Source organism: Shewanella decolorationis (genome assembly GCF_004354305.1).
Lineage (GTDB): Bacteria > Pseudomonadota > Gammaproteobacteria > Enterobacterales > Shewanellaceae > Shewanella > Shewanella decolorationis.
In genome coordinates, this window is the sequence record NZ_CP037898.1 from 3,198,921 (window position 1) to 3,218,553 (window position 19,633).

A 19,633-nucleotide genomic window follows, 5' to 3' on the forward strand; every position below is an offset into this window, starting at 1 on the left:
TTGATAGAACCCAGTACTGATTGCCGCTAATAAAAAAGCACAACCCAATTAAGTTGTGCCTTTTAGATTAACTACTGAAGCGATATTGAGCCAATATCAACTCTGCTTTTCGACCTTATTGATGCTGCCTTTGTAGCCTGTAGCATCGACGGCGGTAATCAACTTATCGAGGTTAAAATCATCGGCGACTGTGACCACAGCCTGCTCGGTTTTGAGGTTCGCCTTGGCTTTGATCACCCCATCGGTTTTACGCAGCGCCTGATTAACCACGGTAACGCACAGTGGGCAGGTCATGCCTTTAACATCGAGTGTCACCTGCACGTTATCCGCCCAAGTGAATGGCGTAAACCCCAATGATGTGATAAGCACAAGTCGTGCAATACGTGATAGTGGCTTCATTCGAACACCTCAAGTAGCCAAGGTAAAACAAAGGGATACAGTTGGAACGCCAGCACAATAGGCACAGTCACCCAATAGGCGAATAGCATTTGCCCTCGGCTAAATGTACCGGTACAAAGCGGTTTTTTCGCAAAGTACAAGCGCCAAAAACCCAGCAAAATTAGCCCAGTTGATAGGAGCAACATGGGCACTTGTAACCAAGCTAAGCTCGATAACCCCGACAGCCCCGCCGCAGACACGCCAAACACTAAATAGATTAAGGGCGCAATGCAGCAAAGGCTAGAGGCAACCGCCGCAACAACGGCGGCGGCCATGGTGGCAAGCAGCGGTTTAGCGCTGCTCGCTTGACTTGTAGTCATAGGCAAAGACTTTTGGTTCATAGTAATTAACAGGATCGCCGTCCACTTCGGCATAGGGATAACCAAAATTGTTCAGTGGAGTCTGCTCCGCCACGGGGAATAAGTCAAAGTCACGGCCATAGTTAAAGCCAACCCAATTCATTTCCCAGTTACCAAACAGGTAATCATTCACCGCTTGTACCGCAGGATCGCTATGCTCCTTCTTCTCAGTGAGGCGCATCTTAGTCACATCCGCAGGATCGGCGGGCAACCAGCCATAACCCGCTAAATAGAACATGGCACGGCAATGTTGACCACCCGTCACATCGGCAAAGCCCTTATCATCGGCACTACCAAAGGCTTTTTTGGAATAATGGCCCATTTTGATGGCTTGGCCTAAACGAATACCAAACATTTCACGGGCAGGCACACCGACAGCGCGCATCAGCGCCACAAATACAGAGTTGATATCGGTACACTTACCACCGAGTTTGCCACTTTCAAGAATGGCGGCCACATCGCCACTGCCACAACCTATGACATCGTTATCACGATACATGTTGGCGCTCACCCAGTTGTAAATTAACTGCGCTTGCTTAAGCGGCTCGGTTTCTTTGCCCACAATCTTATCCGCCGTTTGCTTCACAATACCGTCTACTGGCATATGCTTGGTTGGCTTAAGATAAATGGCGACGTCGGCAGGATACTCAGGCTTAGCTGGCGCACGGTAATGGGTTAGCTCGCCACTTTTAACGGGTTCCCAATCTTGGGTTTCTATCACTAATTCTAGCGTTAGGGTCATCTTGCCCTTGGCATCGGGCCAAGTGGCAAACAGGGTTTTAGCGCCATAGTGGTTATTGGCACTGATGTAGGCATCTTGATAAGTCCCGCTAAAGTTAAGTTTTTCAACCTGCTGGAAAGCCGTGTTTTCAGGAAGTGGCACCCATAACTTCACCACGCCAGCAGAGCCTTCTGGCGCGACGAGCTGATAGGTATTGGTTAAGGTAAAACGGCGGCGACCACAGGTTTTATCGGCCATCGCATGGGCTTGCGTCGACGCCGCCAACACTGGCATCACGGTTCCTGCCGCCGACAAAATGGCTGCACCCTTTAAAAAATCACGTCTTTGCATTAGGCATTCCTTAGTTTGATAAGCATTAGAAAAAAAGATACCACTAAAGTAGTTGCCAAGGATTATAGAAAGTTATCGATCGGGCACAATCACCAAATTTCATCCAGCGCGAACAGCATGACAAAAACCACTACCAGCGCACAGAGTCCCCCATTGCCAGGGGGAAGACTAAGACAATTTGTCCCAATCGCAGACAAAAAAACAGGCACTGCACGACTGCCATACCTGTTTGTAAAGGAGGTAAATCATTAACTAAAGGCAAGCAGAGGAGAGACGCATAACAGTAAGCCGGTGACGATAATGATATACAGCGACACTCCTTTATATTTATGCAGCGCAGGCACTTGATAGACCAAATAGGCCGGGATCAAACATCCCACTAAACCGAAGATTGGACTGCAGATAGAGGTAAAACTCAGCACTGGAGCATTTAATACAATCGCACCCCACGACAGTAAAATGGTAAAGATCATAATGCCGTAACCCACTAACGACTTATTGATCCGCTCTTCGGGCATCACTCGGCGCAGCATATTCATGGTCAATCCCTGACACGCCTCTCTAAACCCTAAATACACACCAAAATATGCCGTCATTACCGCAAAGATATTTAAGGTGAGGCTAAGCAGTTTTAAGGTTTGTCCTGGCATGCCTTGGGCCACCATGGCTAAAGCGGAGATATTTTCATGGGAAGCGCGCACCGCCTGCTCATGCCCCATGGCTAAGGTAAAAGACACTGCGTAGAAAAACACCACCACAAACAACACCCCAAAGGCAATGTTCATCGCACGCATCGCCTTAAAGCGGGCAACGGCAAGGGATTTTTCCCGCGAGCGGTAAGAGATCACCATAGGGCTTAAACTTTGGATAAATAGAATCGATGTCAGCGTAAAGGGCAACATCACAATTGCATCCTTTAGCCAATCGCCGGCGCTGGGTACGCTACCGATATTATTGATATCCCACTTATCGACCATCATCAGCCCGAGCACTGCTACTACCCCAAGCTTAGTCAGCACCATAAAGGTGGAGATCTTAAATAACAGGTTTTCACCACGGGAGGCCAATGCGACTAAACCGCAGATCAGCGCTAGGCCATAGAAGGGATTTTCAGACAACAATGACGTAGTCGCGCCAAAGCTTTGTAAAAAGGAGGCGCTATCATTGGTGATGGCAGTGGAATACACAAACACCCAAATCACCAACATAATGAAGTACAAGCCGCCGAGTAAGATGCCCCAGTTTTTACCCAGATACCCCGAAATCACACTCGGATAATCCTTACATTCGGGCGACTCGGCCAAGGTATTGATAAATAATCGTTGAAACAAATACATGGCTGGATAACCAATCACGCTGGAGAGCAAAAATACCCACAAGCCCATCAACCCCACCTGCACTGGCAAAAATACGATCCCGGCGCCAATCGCCATGCCAATACTCATAATGATCCAGCCCCAATCCGTACTATCGAAGCGGGTATCTTCTTTCCATTGTGCCGCCGTTAGCCTTGCATCCATATCTCATCCTAACCGAGTTGATGTTATTTTTTTGCAAATATATTTGAACAAAACAAACTCAGCAAACAAAATACTCAACTTTTGTTGAACAAAGTGCCATCGCTCACAATTCAGTCCAAAACCCGCCGAAAGACGCATAAACTCGTCTTTACGGCATGAAATATTAAAAATATAATTGCAACCAAACTAAAATATGCAAATAATATTGCACATAGAATTTCGATAGCATTCAATTTTATTTGCAGATTGGAGAGATAATGAAAAGCATCATTCATGCAGAACGTGCCCCAGCCGCGATTGGCCCTTATTCCCACGGCACCAGTTATGGCAACCTGATTTTTACCTCTGGACAACTGCCTGTATGTAAAGAGAAAGGCGGCGTTGTCGATGGCGGGATCAGCGAACAATCTGTGCAATGCCTTGAGAATCTGAAATACGTGATTGAAGCCGGTGGTGGCAGCCTAGAAACCGTGCTTAAAACCACCTGTTACTTGAGTGAGATCAGTGACTTTGCCGCCTTTAATGAAGTCTATAAAACCTATTTCAAAACCGACTGCCCTGCCCGCAGCTGTTTTGCGGTAAAAGATCTTCCACTGGGTGTCAAAGTGGAAGTAGAAGCCATCGCCCACGTTCACGCATAACTTGGTAAGGTTGTAGCCCGATGAAACCTCTATGGCAGCAATACATTCAGATCATTAACCAAGTGGTTAAACCCGCCTTAGGCTGTACCGAGCCGATTGCCGCGGCCTATGCGGCGGCTGTAGCACGCACCTTATTACCGGTAGAACCCGAGTCAATTGCGGTGCAAGTTTCTGATAACTTGTATAAAAACTCGATGGGCGTTTATGTCCCTGGCACTGGAAAAATCGGTCTTGCTATCGCCGCAGCCGCAGGCGCGCTTGCAGGCAATGCCGATGCGGGATTAGAAGTCTTGGCCAACGTGACACCTGAACAAGTGGCACAGGCGCAAACCCTTATTGATGCGGGTAAAGTGAAGGTCGAACGTACCGAGACCGACGAATTTATCTATTGCTGCGTCAGCTTAACCGCCGGCGAACAAGAAGCCATGGTAAAAATCTGTGGCGGCCATACCTTAATTGCCGAGAAGCGCTTAAATGGTGAGTTAGTCTTTACCGCCGATAGCGCCCAAACCAAGGCCACAGGCTCAATCTGCGACGGCGTCGATATCAATATTGAATCGATTTACCGCTTCGCCCAAGAAGTGCCCTTCGAAGAAATCCAATTTATTCTTAAAGCCTCGGAATTAAACAGTAAATTATCCGATGAAGGCATGTCCAAACCCTATGGCTTGGAAGTCGGTCGAACCATGAAAAACGGCATTGCCGCAGGGATCATCGGTGAGGACTTACTCAATAAGATTGTGATGCTCACCGCTGCGGCTTCGGATGCGCGTATGGGCGGTGCCAATCTGCCCGCCATGAGCAATTTAGGCAGTGGAAACCAAGGGATTGCGGCGACAATCCCTGTAGTGATCACCGCTCAGTGTTATAAAGTCAGCGAAGAGAAACTGGCTCGCGCGCTGATCATGAGCCACCTCGGGGCGATTTATATCAAGTCCCACTATCCGCCGTTATCGGCATTCTGTGGCAATACGGTCACCAGCGCCGCCGCCTCTATGGCCATGGTGTATTTAGCGGGCGGCAGTTTCGAGCAATCCTGCTTTGCGATTCAAAACGTCATCAGCGACAGCTCGGGCATGGTCTGTGATGGAGCCAAAGCCTCCTGCGCGATGAAGGTTAGTACCTCATCGAGTGCGGCGGTACGCTCCTTCTTAATGGCGCTCAACAGCCAAAACGTTTCAGGCCAAGGTATCATTGCCAAAGATGTTGAGAAAACCATTAAGAACATAGGCAAGATGGTACTCAATGGCATGTCATCGACGGATGTCACTATCATTAACATCATGTCTGAATAAGACGGTTTTTCCTGATAAGCTGCTGAAAAAGGCCGAATATTGTGAAATTGCAAGACTTAACCCAAAGCGATCTGGATATACTCAAGTCCATCGAAAATATCGTCGATGGGATTGCCGCCATGTATGGCCAACATACAGAGGTCGTGCTACACAGCTTAGATGCTAAGCACCCTTCGGTGATCAAAATTGCCAATGGTCATGTCACTGGCCGTGAGGTCGGTGCGCCCATCACGAACCTGGCCTTGCTTAAGCTCAAAACGGGTCAGGATATTTCCAACTCTTACCTTACCAAGTGTGCCAACGGTAAGACGTTACGTTCGATAACCACAGTGATCCGTAATCCTAAAAACCTGCCGATTGGGCTGCTGTGCATCAATACAGATATGGATGCGCCGCTGCAATCTGTGCTGCGCACTATGATGCCAGAGCAGCTCCTCGGCAGCGAATTGACCAGTTCGCCCGAGGTGTTTGCACGCAATATTGATGAGGCGCTGCACAGCACTATCGATAGTGTTAACCACGAGGTGCGTGCGAATCCTGCGATTTCCCCTTCACAAAAGAGTCGTGAAATTGTCAATCAACTCCATGAGTTAGGGATTTTCGAACTCAAGGATAGCGCCCAAGTGGCCGCCACGCGATTAGGGATTTCTGTGCATTCCATTTACCGCTATTTGCGTGAAATTAAAGCCAATCAGGCGGAAAGCGAGAAAAGCCTCGCTTAAAAACAAAAGGGCTAAGATCTTCATCTTAGCCCTTTGTTTTTATCAGCTTGTTAGCTTCAAATGGGATTGCTCATTGGCTTAGAGCACATTGCTCGTTCTACCTGTTACATCCCAAGCCTGTATCGTGCCATCGTCCATTAGGGCAATCACATCCAGCAAATTACTGCGAATATCGCGCATATGACTCAAATCAACGGCTTGCTTATCTAGCGTCACCGCGGGATCTTCCCGCATCCATACTGCAATCGAGCCATCTTGGCGTTTAACCGTAAAGCCTAACCCCGTAGGGAAAATATCCGTTGCTTGAGTTATGTCAGTTTTGGGGCCAGAGTGGCCATCAACCACAGTGCCATCTTGCTTTAAAAAGGCAAACTCACGTTCATAGGTCACCACTTTACTTACCTGAGTGACCTCTTGATAACGCGGCAGGTTTTCTGCCAATTCCCATCCTTCCCAAGCGATAGCCGTATTATCCCTACGTAGCGCGATAAATCCTTCATCAAAGGGATAAACCTTAAGCACGCTTTGTAACTTATCCTTAAGGACTGTCGTATCAGCACCATGGTATTTACTGCCCCAAACGATAAGTTGACGACCTATGGTTAAGGCGGCAAACGCGTCATTATTGGCAAAAATATCAATCACTTTATTGGCGCGATTTGGGCGAGATAAACGAGCAGGGAATGGCACATCATACTCAGTTAACTCCCCTTCCCCCCACGCATAAATGCTGCCATCAGCCAGTAACGCCGCAAAGCCATTTTTGGAAGCAACAACTTTCACGGCAGGCGCAAGCTGGCTAAGCTTTGCCACTTGCTCACGGCCTTTTTGATCCTCTCTTACCTTACCCCATGACACCAATCTGCCCGTCGCTGTCATCGCGGTAAAAGCATCATCATTAGCATAGAGTAGTTTCACATTGTTAAGTGCTGAGGCGACTTCGCGACTATCGCCACCATAATTAGCCTGCCCCCATGTCACTACTGTTCCATCCCGTTTTAAGGCGGCAAAAGCCCGATAGTTAACAGATACAGACACGACGTTAGTCATCGCAGGCGCGGCGTGCTTACCAGAGCTTAGCTCGGCAGTTGATGCATCTTCAAAAGACCAACTGACGACACTTCCATCTTGCTTAATGGCGGCATAGAGCCCCTTAGCCACCACAAAATCGCGCACATCATGCAGTACAGGTCTCACTCCTCGAGTCCAAGGCATAGTTTCATCCCCCATTCCCCAAGGGATCAGTTTGTGGTCATGGGTTAACGCGGCAAAGCCGCAGGTATCCTCTGCCGCATACAGCTGTTTTACATTAAGTAGAGGCTCGGCGGCGTTATTGCTATCGCCACCACACTCGCCATCACCCCATGTGACTACAGTACCGTCTCGTTTGAGCGTCGCAAATGCATTGAGATTGCTGTAGATTTGACTCACATCGGCTAATTCTGCAGGCATAGGGATTTTGGACGAAGTCTCAGCAATCTCAGGGGGGGTTGGCTCATCAATCAAGACATTATTCGCGAAAGCGGGTGTTCTGTGAGCCTGAATAGTGTCAGAAATTTGCTGCTTTAACTCTGGGGATATTTCAGAATCTTGCTTATCTATGATTAAGTTAACCACATGACCTAAGGCAAAAATGGCTAGCGCCACGCCAACCCAGGGGACCTGTTTTTTTTCCACAACTATATCCTTATCGTAACTGCAAACTCTCACTGAGTTTAAACGGATGCACAACATCGACTGCTTGCACTCTGAGGCGCGATTGTAACTTAACGGACCAGCAAAATAACATTGCCCAAAAGTCGAGTACATTCCATCGGCCTTAAAACATAAAAGCAGCGAATATCGCTGCTTTTATTTATATCATCCACAGGATTGGCTTAATCCCGTTTGCCGACCTTCTCTAAACCCCAAACTAAGGCGATGGCCGCCAACATACACACAACAGCTAACATCAGCTGTGAAGGTTGGCCCGTCACTTGTTCAAAATTCAGCGGCGAAATATTTTGCTCCAATAACGGCACTTGTTCACCGTGGGAGTTAGTACGCCAGGTTAAGGTTTGTTTCCAAGGCCAAATTTTACCTAAGGTGCCGAGCATCAAGCCCGTGAGAAATACTACGGTCGCATCATGGTATTTACGCAGCAAGGCCGAGAGTAAATGGCTAAAGCTTAAAATTCCCAGTAAAGCGCCAACGGCAAAACAGGCCAAGATATCGATTTGGATATTTTTTGCCGCCGCGAGTACCACTGGATATAAGCCGAGCAGCAATAAGATAAAACTGCCCGAAATTCCCGGTAATACCATGGCACAAATGGCAATCGCACCGCCGAAGAAAATATTTAAATAGCTGGCCTCGACCGATACAGGGTTCAGTACAGTGATCACCCAAGCAGCCAAAACCCCTAAGGCAAATAATCCCAAACGCGCCAGCGTAAAACCGCTCACCTGTTTAAGCATGTGCACCACAGAGATGATGATGAGGCCAAAGAAGAATGACCAAATCGGAATGGGATGTGCCACCAGCAACCAAGAAATCAGTTTAGCGAAGGTAAAAATACTGGTCAGGATGCCCGCTAATAGGCTCAGTAAAAATCCACCATTAATATGTTCAAAGGCGCCTTTAATCCCCTGCGACTTAATCACGCCCCAAAGGGACGGATTAATACGTTTAACGCTTTCGAGCAGGGTATCGAGAATACCGGTGATAAAGGCGATAGTGCCACCCGAAACCCCAGGCACCACATCGGCGGCCCCCATGGCCATTCCCTTAAAATAGGTCAGCAAATATTTCACTGTGAGTCCTTGTAGTTAAATCATTATGACGTGTCATTGATGACAAATTTGTCGTGATTATACGGTGTTAGCGTAAAAACCGCGAAATGAAGTTTACTTAATTCGGCCGACTGGCATTTAATGTTATCCCAATGTTACACTCATCCGACCAGAAAGAAACAGGCACGCCGCTAAGCATTAAAAATATCAGCGGCCCAAGACTAACACCTTAAGTTTGCACTCCGATGAAGGATAACCATGAGCCCTAACGCACAAACCCCAAACGCTAAGCCCAATAAGGTTCTCGCGCTCTACCATAAAACCCAAGGCTTACCCTTTGGCCAAAAAATCTTTTCCATCATGGTATCACGCATGGCGCCTTATTTTGGCACCATCAAACCACTGATCACTGAATTACGCCTTAACCGCTGCGCTTGCCTGATTAAAAAACGTCATGCCGTTCATAACCATATAAAAACCGTGCATGTTATCGCCATCTGTAACGGCTTAGAAATGGCGATGGGCGTGATGGCCGAAGCATCGATTCCAGCCCATCTGCGTTGGATCCCTAAGGGCATGAGCCTCGATTACACCGCCAAGGCGGGCAGTGATATTTTATGTGTTGCCGAAGTCACGCCAGAGCAGTGGGCGCCCGGCGATATGTTGGTGCCTGTAACCGCCTACGACACCCAAGGTGTTGTGGTCGTGAAGGGACATATCAAGTTATGGATTTCAGAAAAGCCACAGAAGTAAACCAAGCTTAATCATCAATCGAAATCACCACTTAGGTTGTCTTGCTCAACGCTTGCAGGCTGCTATGCTAAGCCAAACAACCTAAGATAGGGGAACGAAATGGATGAATTTTTACATGCCGCCATTGATGAGGCCAAACAAGGATTAGCCGAAGGCGGTATCCCCATTGGCTCAGTATTAGTGATCGACGGAAAAATTGTCGCCCGCGGCCATAACAAACGCGTGCAACAAGGCAGCGCCGTGCTGCACGCCGAAATGGATTGCCTCGAAAATGCCGGCAGACTAACCGCCGCCGATTATCAAAAGGCCACACTTTATTCGACTCTCTCCCCCTGCGATATGTGTAGTGGGGCAATATTACTCTACGGCATCCCTAAGGTGGTGGTCGGTGAAAATGTCACCTTTCAAGGGCCTGAAGCCTATGTGCAGTCCCGCGGAGTTGAGGTGACTGTGGTAGACAATCACGAGTGCAAACAGTTAATGCGCGATTTTATCGCCGCCAAGCCACAACTGTGGAACGAAGATATTGGCGAATAGCCAATATCTTCCGAAGCGGTTCACGCGCCTAACGCTTTATGTCGTTGAGTGTTCTTTGGTTTGAGCGCCTGTTAAGCTAGCGCCTTGTATTATCAACTCAATCTCGCCGAGCTGACTCGGTTTATTATCCCTAATAGCAAAAGGATGCCTGCTATCAAACCTATCACTCAAGCTGCCCAGGATCCTTGGGGAAATCCCGTCGATGCGACTCACACGCCCCATCAGCCTATCCCAACTGAACGTAATGCCAACCTCGATGCCATACGTGGGCTAGCGGTATTGGGAATATTTTTTATGAATATCTATTTTATGGGGATAAGCTTTTATGGCTATGCACCCCATCAAATCCCATTACTCTCAGATCAAGTGCTAGAAGCCTTTAGCAATTTCTTTATTGAAGGGCGCTTTATCAGCTTGTTTTCCATCTTATTTGGCGTTGGGCTTTATATTCAGTACCAACGATTTAGCGATAAAGGCTTAGCGGCCTATTCGCTGCTGCGCTCACGCTTGAAATGGTTGATTGTCTTTGGCCTGATCCACGGCATCATTATCTGGCCCGGTGATATTTTACTGACCTATGGGATCAGCGGTTTTTTAGCACTCTGCTACCGAGATGCCAGCATCGCCGAGTTAAAACGTAAGGCCAATATTTTTATTTTCAGTTCGTTAGTGGTTATCTGCTTAATCAGCATCATGGGCAGTGACGAACTCTTTACCCGCGAATCGCCCTTATTCGCCGAGCAATACAGTGCTTGGACAGCAAGTTACCCTAATCAACTGTTCCTGCATGTTATGCAGGTCGGCTACATGGCGCTGGTCATTCCCTTCACCTTAATGTGGTTCACGGGTGGGTTGATGCTGCTCGGGATGGCGCTCTATCGCCAAGGTAGCTTCGAGCAGGGGTTTGAGCGAAACACCTTAATTAAGCTGGTTTTAGCCAGCTTAGTGCTCTCCACCCTAGATAGCCTGCTGGGATTAACTCAAAACCCAATACTGGTGATGTTTTCGGACATCATAGTCATGCTAAGTGCTATCCCTACCGCACTGATTTACATTCATATATTGGTTAAAATCTGCCAAAACCGCTCGACAGTGCTAAGACCTTTGCAAAATGTCGGCAAACTCGCCTTTAGTTTGTATATATTGCAATCCATTGTCGGTGTGTTTATCTTTCGCCACTTCGCCCCCGAGTTACTATTAACCCTCGACAGGGGCGGTTATATGGCGATAGCGCTGGGTTACTCGCTGCTACAATTGCTACTGGCAAGCTTGTATTTACGCTACTTTCACCAAGGGCCACTCGAAAAACTCTGGCGCCAGCTCGCCTTTAAGTCCATCAACGCTAGTAGCCATTTGAACTCGAACAATGAACAACAAAAGAGCCAATAAAACGCCGTCCGCTCCAGTACATGAACGAAAAGCGACTCAAAGTAGAGTGACTCAATCTAGAGCCACAGAATCAAGAGCCGCTAAGCCCAGAGCCGCGCGCTCGCGTCAGAGTTCGATGCCTTTGTTATTAGCGCTGGTTTTTCTGGCGATGCTAATCGGCGCAGCTTGGTGGCATATGCTGCCCATCGCGATTGTGGGTTTATATCTGCTGCTGAGTTTATCCACCTTTATCGCCTACGCCTTCGACAAATCGGCGGCGCGTAAAGGCCGCTGGCGCACCAAGGAAAGCACCCTGCATTTAATGTCTCTCCTCGGTGGGTGGCCCGGCGCACTGTTTGCCCAGCAGCTACTACGGCATAAATCGGTCAAAGCCGCCTTTCGCCAACTGTTTTGGCTTACGGTCGTGACCAACTTAGCCCTGCTGGGTTATGGGATCCAAACGGGTTTCATGGATAGATTGATTTAACAGTCACGCTAATGTGTTTCTATTTCAATCAATTGCTCGATAGCTTTTAACGCTTGCATGGCAGCACCTGTGTCGCCGCGCAGCTGCGCCGACACTATGGCGCCTTCCTTCAATAGGCATAGGGTATCGACAAGATAAGCCGCTTTTGCCTCGGACAAGCCCAAGGCTGCCACTTGCTGATCGATTAAATCTGCCACCCGCTGTTTATGCTCGGCGCACAAACGATGCACTGGATGGCTGGCATCGGTAAATTCGGCACTCACATTAATAAAAAAACAGCCCCGAAACTCACACAACTGCGGCACTCTTTGATTAAACCAGTCATCGAGCGCCATAAATAACGCGCGGATCCCCGCCTTACCCGTCTCGGCCGCCTGCACTCGCTCGCTTAACCATTGATAAAACACTTGGTCGCGGTACAGCACCACAGCTTCGACCAACTCATCCTTACTGGCAAAATGATGGTACAAGGTTTTTTTGGCAATCGCCGACTCCTGCAAAATCTGGTTAATGCCTACCCCATGTACGCTCTGAAAATAAAACAGTTTAAATGCCGTGCTGATGAGCTGTTGACGTTTATCTAAGGGCATATCTGACAACACTTCGGGTTGCGGCATATCGCCTTCCTCTGCAATTAGGATTTAAACGTATCTTCTCACAGGTAGACAACTTAGTCTACTCATGCAATGATACTGGGTAGACAGACTGGTCTACCCGTTAAAGATTCAACACAATTAAGTGCAACGCGGCCACTGGGATAGAGTCAACGGGCAACTCAACACTGCCCTCCCAAAGCCGCAGCCATTGATATTCACCATATAAACCATAGCCCTTGCGCGATAGCCAAGTTGGGCTCAAAGGACAGATAATGAAAGTGATAAGCCAACAGCAATTAAAATCGGCACTGCTCGCAGGCATAGGTGCCATGTTATGTATCAGTGCCTTAGCAAGCTTGGAGCAAATGAGTTCGCACCTGTTGTGGCTGATGGCCCCTTTTGGCGCCACTATGGTGATTTTATTTGCCCTTCCCGATAGCCCATTGGCGCAGCCAAGAAACATTGTCTGCGGCCACCTACTCACTAGTCTGATGGGACTTATCATCCTCCACAGTGTGGGCGTCTCGCCGCTGAGTTTAGGGTTGGCCGTAGGGGCGGGAATCGCATTGATGATGCTGACCCACACAGTGCATCCTCCTGCTGGAGCAAACCCGCTAGTTATTATGCTGACCGCGCAAGGGTGGGACTTTTTATATTCGCCGGTCGCCAGTGGTCTAGTGCTGATCCTATCCTTTGGCTGGCTGTATCATAATCTGCTGTGTCGACGCCCCTATCCGCAGAAATGGTTTTAAGCTGCGTCAAAACACTAAAACCTTAACGTGTTAAAGCATTTAGGGGTGAAGTGGCTAAAAAAGAGAATAAAGAAGAGGATAAAAATAAAGGGCAAGTGAGATTGCCCTTTATCAAAACCGTAAGCTTTCGCTTAAAACCAGCTTAGGGCGATACTGATAATCACCCCGGTTATCAGCAACTGCATTAAACAGAACCCCATGATATCCCTCGCCTTTAATCCGGCGATCGCTAACACAGGCAGCGCCCAGAAAGGCTGGATAAGATTGGTCCACGCATCACCCCAAGCCACTGCCATAGCAACACGTGCCACATCGGCGCCCAAGGCTTCGGCCGCAGGTAACATAATCGGCGCCTGCACCGCCCATTGTCCGCCCCCCGAAGGCACGAAAATATTCACAATCCCTGCACTGATAAAGCTCCAAAATGGCAGGCTTTCGGCGCTGGCGATGGCCACAAAACCTTCGGAAATACTCTGGGCTAACCCCGATTGCACCATCACCGCCATAATGCCAGCGTAAAAAGGAAACTGAATAACGATACCCGCGCCGCCTTTAATGGCTTCGTTGAGACTCAGCAATAAACTGCGTGGCGTTTGATGCAGCACTATGGCGAGGAATAAAAATAAGAAGTTGACTAGGTTAAGGTTTAAGCTGCCACCCTGCACCGCAAAGTAATAGCCTAAGTAAACGAGTCCCGCGCCGCCGACACTCCAACCGAGCAAGCGACTGTTTTCTAATTTATCCGCGGGACGAGTCGTATTGGCCGTTAACTGTACCGCTTTATCGTCTGCGCCCCCATCCTCAAGCGCCTTAGGGTCGACATAAATGCTGTCTTTGTCTTCGGGCAACATAAAGCGGTTCACCAATGGCATCACCACAAACAAAATCAGCACTAACAGCAGGTTAAAGCTAGCGAAGATGGTCTCGCTAGTGGGGATAATACCGATTTGTGATTCTGAGAAATGCCCCGCCGTGGCAATGGTTAGCGGAATCGAGCCCGCTAAGCCGCCATGCCAAACCACAAATCCCGAGTAAGCACTGGCAACCAATAAACGGTAATCTACACGCACTTTACGCGCTAAGGCCTTAGCGAATAAGGCGCCGACCACTAAGCCAAATCCCCAGTTAATCCAACTGGCGGCGAGGGAAACCAAGGTCACTAAGATAATCGCCTGAGGCGCCGACTTGGCAAATCCTGCGATGCCATCGAGTAATTTCTTAATCGGTGGCGAGCTGGCGAGCATAAATCCTGCCACCAGTACTAAGAGCATCTGCATCGAAAAACTCAGCAGTGCCCAAAAGCCATCACCCCAGTAATTGATGACTTCGAGTGGGGTTTTCTGCTCAGCTACCACGGCCGAAATCAGCACCACTAAGGTTAAGAGCAAGACAAAGATATAAGGGTCGGGTAAATATCGGTCGACGAGCTTGACCAGAGGTTTTGCCGCTTTGGTTAACATAAGACTGTCCTTGTTTATTCTTCTTATCTGTTTTTATTGAGTTTTTGTAGAGTCTAATGTCACAGGTTAAGCGATCTCTAAAACGGGATAAAGTCTTTGGCCATTTTAAAACAGTGAGAAAATGTAACGCGGATCATCCAGCACCGCGCCAAACCGAGGCGCTAGCCACTTCGGCTAAAAAACTGATAACATGGCCAAAATTGACTGAGGTGCTCCTTAAAATGAAAATGTTACTTGCCGTTGTTGTGATTGCTGGGGTGATTTTTTACTTCTTTACCTCGATGAATAACCAAAAAGCGGCCCAAGAAAATATCCGTTTAGGTAATGAGTTTTTAGCGCAAAACAAAAACCAAGAAGGGGTGAAAACCACCGCCTCTGGTTTGCAGTATCAAGTGTTACAGCAAGGCTCTGGCACGGTTCATCCTAAGGCGAGTGATACAGTGACTGTGCATTACCACGGCACTTTAATTGATGGCACTGTGTTTGATAGCTCGGTCGAGCGCGGTGAACCTGTTGCTTTCCCACTCAATCGTGTCATTCCAGGTTGGACCGAAGGCGTGCAATTGATGGTCGAAGGCGATAAGTACCGCTTCTTTATCCCGAGCGAACTGGCCTATGGCAACCGCAGCACTGGCAAAATTGGCGGTGGTTCGGTACTGATTTTTGATGTTGAACTGCTAAAGATAAATTAATTTCGATTTTAAAAACAAAGCCATGCACTGCATGGCTTTGTTCCATTTAGGCGCTCTAGCTATCCCTTACGGGCATGTTGCAGCACCAATATCAGTCCAAACGGACGCGACACCGGGGACATCTCCCTTTGTCCACCATTTGGCCTGCCACTTGCGACCTTTATAGCTAGTGGTTGCACCGCCGTTGTAGGCAACACCCGCATCCCAGCCCAACTCGACCTGACTTAACAATTGCCATTGGTCGGCGGTTCTTGAAGGTGTGTTACCTTGAGTCCAGTATTTCGCCTTCCAAACCAGTTGGTTATAACTCACGGTATCACCCGTGTTGTAAATGCTTGTCGTATTCCAGGCGGGATAGTTGGCCGCATTAGGGTCAGTTGCGTCACATTGACCACCCGTCGCCTTAGGCGTCACGGTTAAGGTTAAGGCTGCACCGGCATCTAAGGCGCCATCGGAGACCAATACACTCAAACTGTATTGGGTCAATTGAGTAACAGCTGGCGCCGTCACCACCAGTGTGGCACTGTTTTGTCCACTCGCCGCCACGCCGCTGGGCACTGTCCATGCGTAGGTGAGGCTGTCGCCATCGGCGTCGGTCGCCGTCGCATTAATGCTCACCGATTGCCCCGCTTCAACCGTCACGTTCGCTGGCACTATCACCACAGGCGCTTGGTTTGCCGTCTCAGCCTTATGGGTGAGAGTCACTGTATCGGTTGACGATAATCCTTCAGGATCTGTGACTCGCAGGCTAAACACATACACCACATCCGATGCTGCCTCGCTCAGCTGCACCAGCGCATTGGCCATATCCGCATTACTGATACTCAAAGTTGGGCCCGAGACTTGGCTCCATTGATAGCTCAAGGTACCGTTTTCAGGATCCCGCGACTCGCTGCCGTTGAGCGTCACATCCGCAGCACCCGTTACCGTGATATCCGCTCCCGCATTGGCAATCGGCGCTTTATTTGCAGGTGGCGTCGAGCCCTCACCATGGCCTAGACCTTCGTGCATGGCATTGAGTATGTCGCCATTATCGGCATCCAGTTCCCACGCGAACAGACCACCGAGCTGATTGGCCAACACGTATTGGCCCTTGGCTTTAACAGAACGAGCATCGTCGAAGGTAATTAAATCACCCGTAGATGCATTAAAGACTGATGGTGCTTCGGCGGTTTCATCATAGGCATAGCTCCAACCTGCGCCCATATAATCCTTAGCAATCTGGCGATAATCCACTACGCCCGCTTCCCAGGTGCCCTTCACTTTGCCCGTTGCTGTGCCCGTAAAAGGATTGTTACCGCTATAGCCATTCACCCCAGTCCAGCCGCGGCCGTACATAGCGGCGCCAACCACAATCTTACCCGGCGTCACCCCTTGAGAGAGCAGTGCTTTTACGCCTTTGTCCGTGGTGTAACGGGTATTAGGATCCCAGCTCGCCTCATAGAGATTGGTTTGATGTCCAAGCTCTGTATTAGTCCAGCCACCATTAAAGTCGTAACTCATCAGGAAGATGTAATCCACATATTGCTGCGCCGCCTGATAATCGACCTTAGCAATCTTATCACCGCCCGCACTGATGGCCGACGTCAGCTCATAGCTGCGTCCAGTTTCGGCGCTGAGCTCATCGAGCATCGCCCGCAATTCACGCATCAGGGTGACATAGGTTTCTCCGTCATTCGCATTACCCAAATTGAGGTTTGCCCCGCCACCACCTGGATACTCCCAATCAATATCTACACCATCGAAGAACTTCCAAGTTTGTAAAAACTCCTTCACTGAAGCGACAAAGGTGTCGCGCTTGGTTTTATCCCCTAAAAAGTAGAAGGGATCGGAGAGCGTCCAGCCGCCAACGGACGGGAGGATCTTCAAATCGGGATAGGCTTGCTTTAATGCCATCAATTGGCCGAAGTTGCCTTTGTAGGGATCGGAGTAATCACTCACCCCCGCCTGCGGCATTTGCACCGCCGCCCAAGGGTCGTGAATCGCCACTTTAAAATCGGCACGGCCAGCACAGGCGCGCTGTAATGCTTCAAAGCTGCCTTCGATTTCCTTTAAGCTGTCGTTGATGCCATTACCACCACAAATCGGGGTAAAGCCATATAAAATATGGGTTAAGTTTTGCGCGGGGATCTTATCGACAGGGAATTTACGTCCATAAACGCCCCACTCTACGAAATACCCCCCGACCACTTTGCCCGATTTATTCGCGTAGGGACGATTGTTTTCCTTTAAAGGCGCATTCAGTGGGACTAGATGGCTGCCATCAGTATCAGCAACGAGGATTTCTTTAGCATCGCTTTTTGTACAACCGTCACTGTTACACAGTTGCACTTGCATCTGATAACGACCACCTTTACTCACCTTAAAATTTGCGGTTCCAGAAGCGCCTGATGGCCCTTCCCACACAGGGCTGCCATTGAGTAAAACCTGAGCTTTATCACCTACATTGCCATTCCACAGATTCCAACTTACCGACACATCGGCGGCATCTTTAACCGTCACTAATTGGTTATAGGCTGAGGCGGCTTGATTCACCTCGATAATGGCAAACTTGGTTTCCCCCCAACCTAAGGTCGGTTTACCGGGGAGCGCTGCAAAGGCTTGGAAACTGGCCGCGGATGCCAGCACCGAGGCCACCAGCATCGCCGAAGTGGAGATTTGAGTCTTAAACATGAGATTTCCCTATTGAGTAAGTTAGGCATCAATAAGGCAAACAAAGCGTAGACAGGAAACAACACTCTTAAAACCATGTGCGCACAACGGCAGCATGAAGAAACAACCTGTGGTATCCCCGCTATCATAGGTACAAACGAACCCTTAGACCGGAGGCTTTGCGTCCCAATCTTTCGATTGGTTTGCCTTTTACACAAATGACAACGTTGTCATTACATTAATTAGCATATGCCGAGATAGCGTTAAATTGCAACTAAATATTAACAAACAGGCCGTTGCACCGATTATCAACACCGGATTGGCTTTAAAGAAAGGTAGAACTATTGAGTTCAAAAAAATTAGCAATTAATTGTATTTAAAGGGATTGATTATGCAATTGAGTCGAATCATCGCCTCGAGTAATCAACAGCAAAAACAACACAAAAATCGAAATTCTTAAGAAAGAGGTTATACAAGACACCTTGATAACTCGTGTAAACAAAAATGCGGTCATCGAACAAGGTGATATGCACAGTGTACTGCATACACAAATTCGATGGCCGCATGCTGTTGTTCTCGACCCAATCAGAATCAATATCTGAATCAATATCTGAATCAATATCTGAATCAATATCTGCGTCAGCAAGCAAAGATTGATAGCCTGAACGAACCTATCACGCCTTAATCTTGGTCTATTCGCACCTCAATCGAATGCCGTTAGGCGGCGTCCTTCGAGTAATCCCTTGCCAAGATCACCGATAAGCCACGGCAGACTAAGGTCTCCATATTATCGACACGATTAATCTTCATTTCGGCTAACGGCGCTCTTAGGGCCATGCGTCTTAAACTATCGAGACAACCCTTGTAATACGGCGCACTATTCATCATGCCGCCTGCTAACCAAATCCGATTCGGATTAAACAGATTAACCGCCCACGCCAGCCCCATCCCAAGATAAGTGCCAGCAAGATATAAATCATCGGCGGTAGCAATCTTACGGCTGCGGATAGAATCACCGCTGGCGAGTTGCTCTAGACTAAACTCCCCCGCCTCCGTCATCACCCGGCAATGCCCAAGCTCCCCCGCGACTCCCGTCGCCCCCGTAAAAGCCTTGCCGCTCAACGCGATCGACATGCCTATTCCAGTGCCACACATGACTAACAGCTCACAGGCATATTTTTCGTCACAGGTTGCCTGCATACCGGCGTCGATATCATTGCAGATAAACTTAAGTTCGCCTTGGGTTTTCACGGTTTCAAAATCTAGCCCATTGAGACCGGGCAGAGATTTACAGGACACCAAACGATTCTGTTGTACGAGTCCAGGTACAGCGATCGCTAAATGGTAGTTCTGTAAATCATAATCCCGTTCCAGCGCCGCGATTTGATCATTTAAATCTTCAATTTTAAAGCCTTCACCCGTGGGGATTTTATATTGTTCTGTATGCCCCTTGAGTTGAAGTTCAAACAGGGCTTTGCTACCGCCCACGTCTATTGTTAATGTTTGCATCGCCAACTC

The 19,633-nt window shown here is 48.6% G+C and carries 19 protein-coding genes and 1 riboswitch; of the genes, 9 read left to right on the forward strand and 10 right to left on the reverse strand.

The annotated features are described in order from the left end of the window. Nucleotides 1-96: 96 nt before the first annotated feature. The 4 genes from EYR25_RS14320 to EYR25_RS14335 form a co-directional block, all read right to left on the reverse strand. Nucleotides 97-399 (reverse strand): heavy-metal-associated domain-containing protein, encoded by a 303-nt coding sequence (locus tag EYR25_RS14320; RefSeq protein ID WP_086904592.1) that lies wholly within the window; start codon nt 397-399, stop codon nt 97-99. Next, a complete protein-coding gene (locus EYR25_RS14325; RefSeq protein WP_133182882.1) occupies nt 396-713 on the reverse strand; it encodes a hypothetical protein in 318 nt (105 codons plus the stop codon). The genes EYR25_RS14320 and EYR25_RS14325 overlap by 4 nt, the downstream gene beginning before the upstream one ends. A gap of 16 nt (nt 714-729) precedes the next feature. Then, complete coding sequence (locus tag EYR25_RS14330; protein WP_133180956.1) at nt 730-1,869, reverse strand: transglutaminase domain-containing protein; 1,140 nt, start codon at nt 1,867-1,869, stop codon at nt 730-732. Nucleotides 1,870-2,117: 248 nt separating this feature from the next. Next, a complete protein-coding gene (locus tag EYR25_RS14335; RefSeq protein WP_133180958.1) occupies nt 2,118-3,389 on the reverse strand; it encodes an SLC5/6 family protein in 1,272 nt (423 codons plus the stop codon). A gap of 257 nt (nt 3,390-3,646) precedes the next feature. Here EYR25_RS14335 and EYR25_RS14340 point away from each other — a divergent pair, with 257 nt between their 5' ends. The 3 genes from EYR25_RS14340 to EYR25_RS14350 are packed head-to-tail and all read left to right on the forward strand — an operon-like array spanning nt 3,647 to nt 6,047. Further along, a complete protein-coding gene (locus EYR25_RS14340; protein ID WP_086903343.1) occupies nt 3,647-4,030 on the forward strand; it encodes a RidA family protein in 384 nt (127 codons plus the stop codon). Between the two features lie 20 nt (nt 4,031-4,050). Further along, nucleotides 4,051-5,325 carry an L-cysteine desulfidase family protein gene (locus EYR25_RS14345; protein WP_086903342.1) on the forward strand — a complete coding sequence of 425 codons (1,275 nt, stop codon included), beginning with the start codon at nt 4,051-4,053 and terminating at the stop codon, nt 5,323-5,325. 41 nt (nt 5,326-5,366) lie between these two features. Next, the gene (locus EYR25_RS14350) at nt 5,367-6,047 is read left to right on the forward strand and encodes a helix-turn-helix transcriptional regulator (protein ID WP_086903341.1); all 681 of its coding nucleotides are present in this window, start codon (nt 5,367-5,369) and stop codon (nt 6,045-6,047) included. A 78-nt stretch (nt 6,048-6,125) separates the two neighbouring features. On the opposite strand, the gene EYR25_RS14355 is transcribed toward EYR25_RS14350, so the two are convergent. Both EYR25_RS14355 and EYR25_RS14360 read right to left on the reverse strand, forming a co-directional pair. After that, on the reverse strand, nt 6,126-7,724 hold the full coding sequence (locus EYR25_RS14355) for an RCC1 domain-containing protein (protein WP_133180961.1): 1,599 nt from the start codon (nt 7,722-7,724) through the stop codon (nt 6,126-6,128). 200 nt (nt 7,725-7,924) lie between these two features. Next, nucleotides 7,925-8,839, reverse strand: coding sequence for a polyprenyl-phosphate transporter (locus EYR25_RS14360; protein WP_011626843.1), 915 nt, complete (start codon nt 8,837-8,839; stop codon nt 7,925-7,927). Between the two features lie 237 nt (nt 8,840-9,076). On the opposite strand from EYR25_RS14360, the gene EYR25_RS14365 reads away from it, so the two are divergent. The 4 genes from EYR25_RS14365 (at nt 9,077) to EYR25_RS14380 (ending at nt 11,963) form a co-directional block, all read left to right on the forward strand. Beyond that, a complete protein-coding gene (locus tag EYR25_RS14365) occupies nt 9,077-9,571 on the forward strand; it encodes a hotdog fold domain-containing protein (protein WP_133180963.1) in 495 nt (164 codons plus the stop codon). A gap of 99 nt (nt 9,572-9,670) precedes the next feature. After that, nucleotides 9,671-10,108, forward strand: coding sequence for a nucleoside deaminase (locus tag EYR25_RS14370; RefSeq protein WP_133180965.1), 438 nt, complete (start codon nt 9,671-9,673; stop codon nt 10,106-10,108). A gap of 144 nt (nt 10,109-10,252) precedes the next feature. Continuing rightward, the gene (locus EYR25_RS14375) at nt 10,253-11,497 is read left to right on the forward strand and encodes a DUF418 domain-containing protein (protein WP_165953505.1); all 1,245 of its coding nucleotides are present in this window, start codon (nt 10,253-10,255) and stop codon (nt 11,495-11,497) included. Between the two features lie 115 nt (nt 11,498-11,612). Further along, nucleotides 11,613-11,963, forward strand: a complete 351-nt coding sequence (locus EYR25_RS14380; RefSeq protein WP_133180967.1) for a DUF1294 domain-containing protein — start codon at nt 11,613-11,615, stop codon at nt 11,961-11,963. An 8-nt stretch (nt 11,964-11,971) separates the two neighbouring features. On the opposite strand, the gene EYR25_RS14385 is transcribed toward EYR25_RS14380, so the two are convergent. Further along, nucleotides 11,972-12,580 carry a TetR/AcrR family transcriptional regulator gene (locus EYR25_RS14385; RefSeq protein WP_133180970.1) on the reverse strand — a complete coding sequence of 203 codons (609 nt, stop codon included), beginning with the start codon at nt 12,578-12,580 and terminating at the stop codon, nt 11,972-11,974. 251 nt (nt 12,581-12,831) lie between these two features. Between EYR25_RS14385 and EYR25_RS14390 the strand changes: the two genes are divergently transcribed. Continuing rightward, a complete protein-coding gene (locus tag EYR25_RS14390; RefSeq protein ID WP_133180972.1) occupies nt 12,832-13,311 on the forward strand; it encodes an HPP family protein in 480 nt (159 codons plus the stop codon). Between the two features lie 131 nt (nt 13,312-13,442). Here the strand turns inward: EYR25_RS14390 and EYR25_RS14395 are convergent, their stop codons facing one another. Further along, on the reverse strand, nt 13,443-14,771 hold the full coding sequence (locus EYR25_RS14395; protein WP_133180974.1) for a short-chain fatty acid transporter: 1,329 nt from the start codon (nt 14,769-14,771) through the stop codon (nt 13,443-13,445). Between the two features lie 221 nt (nt 14,772-14,992). Between EYR25_RS14395 and bamJ the strand changes: the two genes are divergently transcribed. Beyond that, nucleotides 14,993-15,463 carry a BamJ family beta-barrel-assembly machinery protein gene (gene bamJ, locus EYR25_RS14400; protein ID WP_133180976.1) on the forward strand — a complete coding sequence of 157 codons (471 nt, stop codon included), beginning with the start codon at nt 14,993-14,995 and terminating at the stop codon, nt 15,461-15,463. Nucleotides 15,464-15,529: 66 nt separating this feature from the next. On the opposite strand, the gene EYR25_RS14405 is transcribed toward bamJ, so the two are convergent. After that, a complete protein-coding gene (locus EYR25_RS14405; RefSeq protein ID WP_133180978.1) occupies nt 15,530-18,136 on the reverse strand; it encodes a glycosyl hydrolase family 18 protein in 2,607 nt (868 codons plus the stop codon). A 108-nt stretch (nt 18,137-18,244) separates the two neighbouring features. After that, a riboswitch (cyclic di-GMP riboswitch) is annotated at nt 18,245-18,333 on the reverse strand. 499 nt (nt 18,334-18,832) lie between these two features. After that, the gene (locus tag EYR25_RS14410) at nt 18,833-19,624 is read right to left on the reverse strand and encodes an ROK family protein (RefSeq protein WP_133180981.1); all 792 of its coding nucleotides are present in this window, start codon (nt 19,622-19,624) and stop codon (nt 18,833-18,835) included. Nucleotides 19,625-19,633: the final 9 nt, after the last annotated feature.

Excerpts from the sequence above, each read along its gene's own strand:
- EYR25_RS14410 (WP_133180981.1), bottom strand. The coding sequence starts at position 19,624 with ATGCAAACATTAACAATAGACGTGGGCGGTAGCAAAGCCCTGTTTGAA.
- EYR25_RS14365 (WP_133180963.1), top strand. The coding sequence starts at position 9,077 with ATGAGCCCTAACGCACAAACCCCAAACGCTAAGCCCAATAAGGTTCTC.
- EYR25_RS14370 (WP_133180965.1), top strand. The coding sequence starts at position 9,671 with ATGGATGAATTTTTACATGCCGCCATTGATGAGGCCAAACAAGGATTA.
- EYR25_RS14375 (WP_165953505.1), top strand. The coding sequence starts at position 10,253 with ATGCCTGCTATCAAACCTATCACTCAAGCTGCCCAGGATCCTTGGGGA.
- EYR25_RS14395 (WP_133180974.1), bottom strand. The coding sequence starts at position 14,771 with ATGTTAACCAAAGCGGCAAAACCTCTGGTCAAGCTCGTCGACCGATAT.
- EYR25_RS14385 (WP_133180970.1), bottom strand. The coding sequence starts at position 12,580 with ATGCCGCAACCCGAAGTGTTGTCAGATATGCCCTTAGATAAACGTCAA.
- EYR25_RS14320 (WP_086904592.1), bottom strand. The coding sequence starts at position 399 with ATGAAGCCACTATCACGTATTGCACGACTTGTGCTTATCACATCATTG.
- EYR25_RS14380 (WP_133180967.1), top strand. The coding sequence starts at position 11,613 with ATGCCTTTGTTATTAGCGCTGGTTTTTCTGGCGATGCTAATCGGCGCA.
- EYR25_RS14335 (WP_133180958.1), bottom strand. The coding sequence starts at position 3,389 with ATGGATGCAAGGCTAACGGCGGCACAATGGAAAGAAGATACCCGCTTC.
- EYR25_RS14390 (WP_133180972.1), top strand. The coding sequence starts at position 12,832 with ATGAAAGTGATAAGCCAACAGCAATTAAAATCGGCACTGCTCGCAGGC.
- EYR25_RS14325 (WP_133182882.1), bottom strand. The coding sequence starts at position 713 with ATGGCCGCCGCCGTTGTTGCGGCGGTTGCCTCTAGCCTTTGCTGCATT.
- bamJ (WP_133180976.1), top strand. The coding sequence starts at position 14,993 with ATGAAAATGTTACTTGCCGTTGTTGTGATTGCTGGGGTGATTTTTTAC.
- EYR25_RS14345 (WP_086903342.1), top strand. The coding sequence starts at position 4,051 with ATGAAACCTCTATGGCAGCAATACATTCAGATCATTAACCAAGTGGTT.
- EYR25_RS14405 (WP_133180978.1), bottom strand. The coding sequence starts at position 18,136 with ATGTTTAAGACTCAAATCTCCACTTCGGCGATGCTGGTGGCCTCGGTG.
- EYR25_RS14330 (WP_133180956.1), bottom strand. The coding sequence starts at position 1,869 with ATGCAAAGACGTGATTTTTTAAAGGGTGCAGCCATTTTGTCGGCGGCA.
- EYR25_RS14340 (WP_086903343.1), top strand. The coding sequence starts at position 3,647 with ATGAAAAGCATCATTCATGCAGAACGTGCCCCAGCCGCGATTGGCCCT.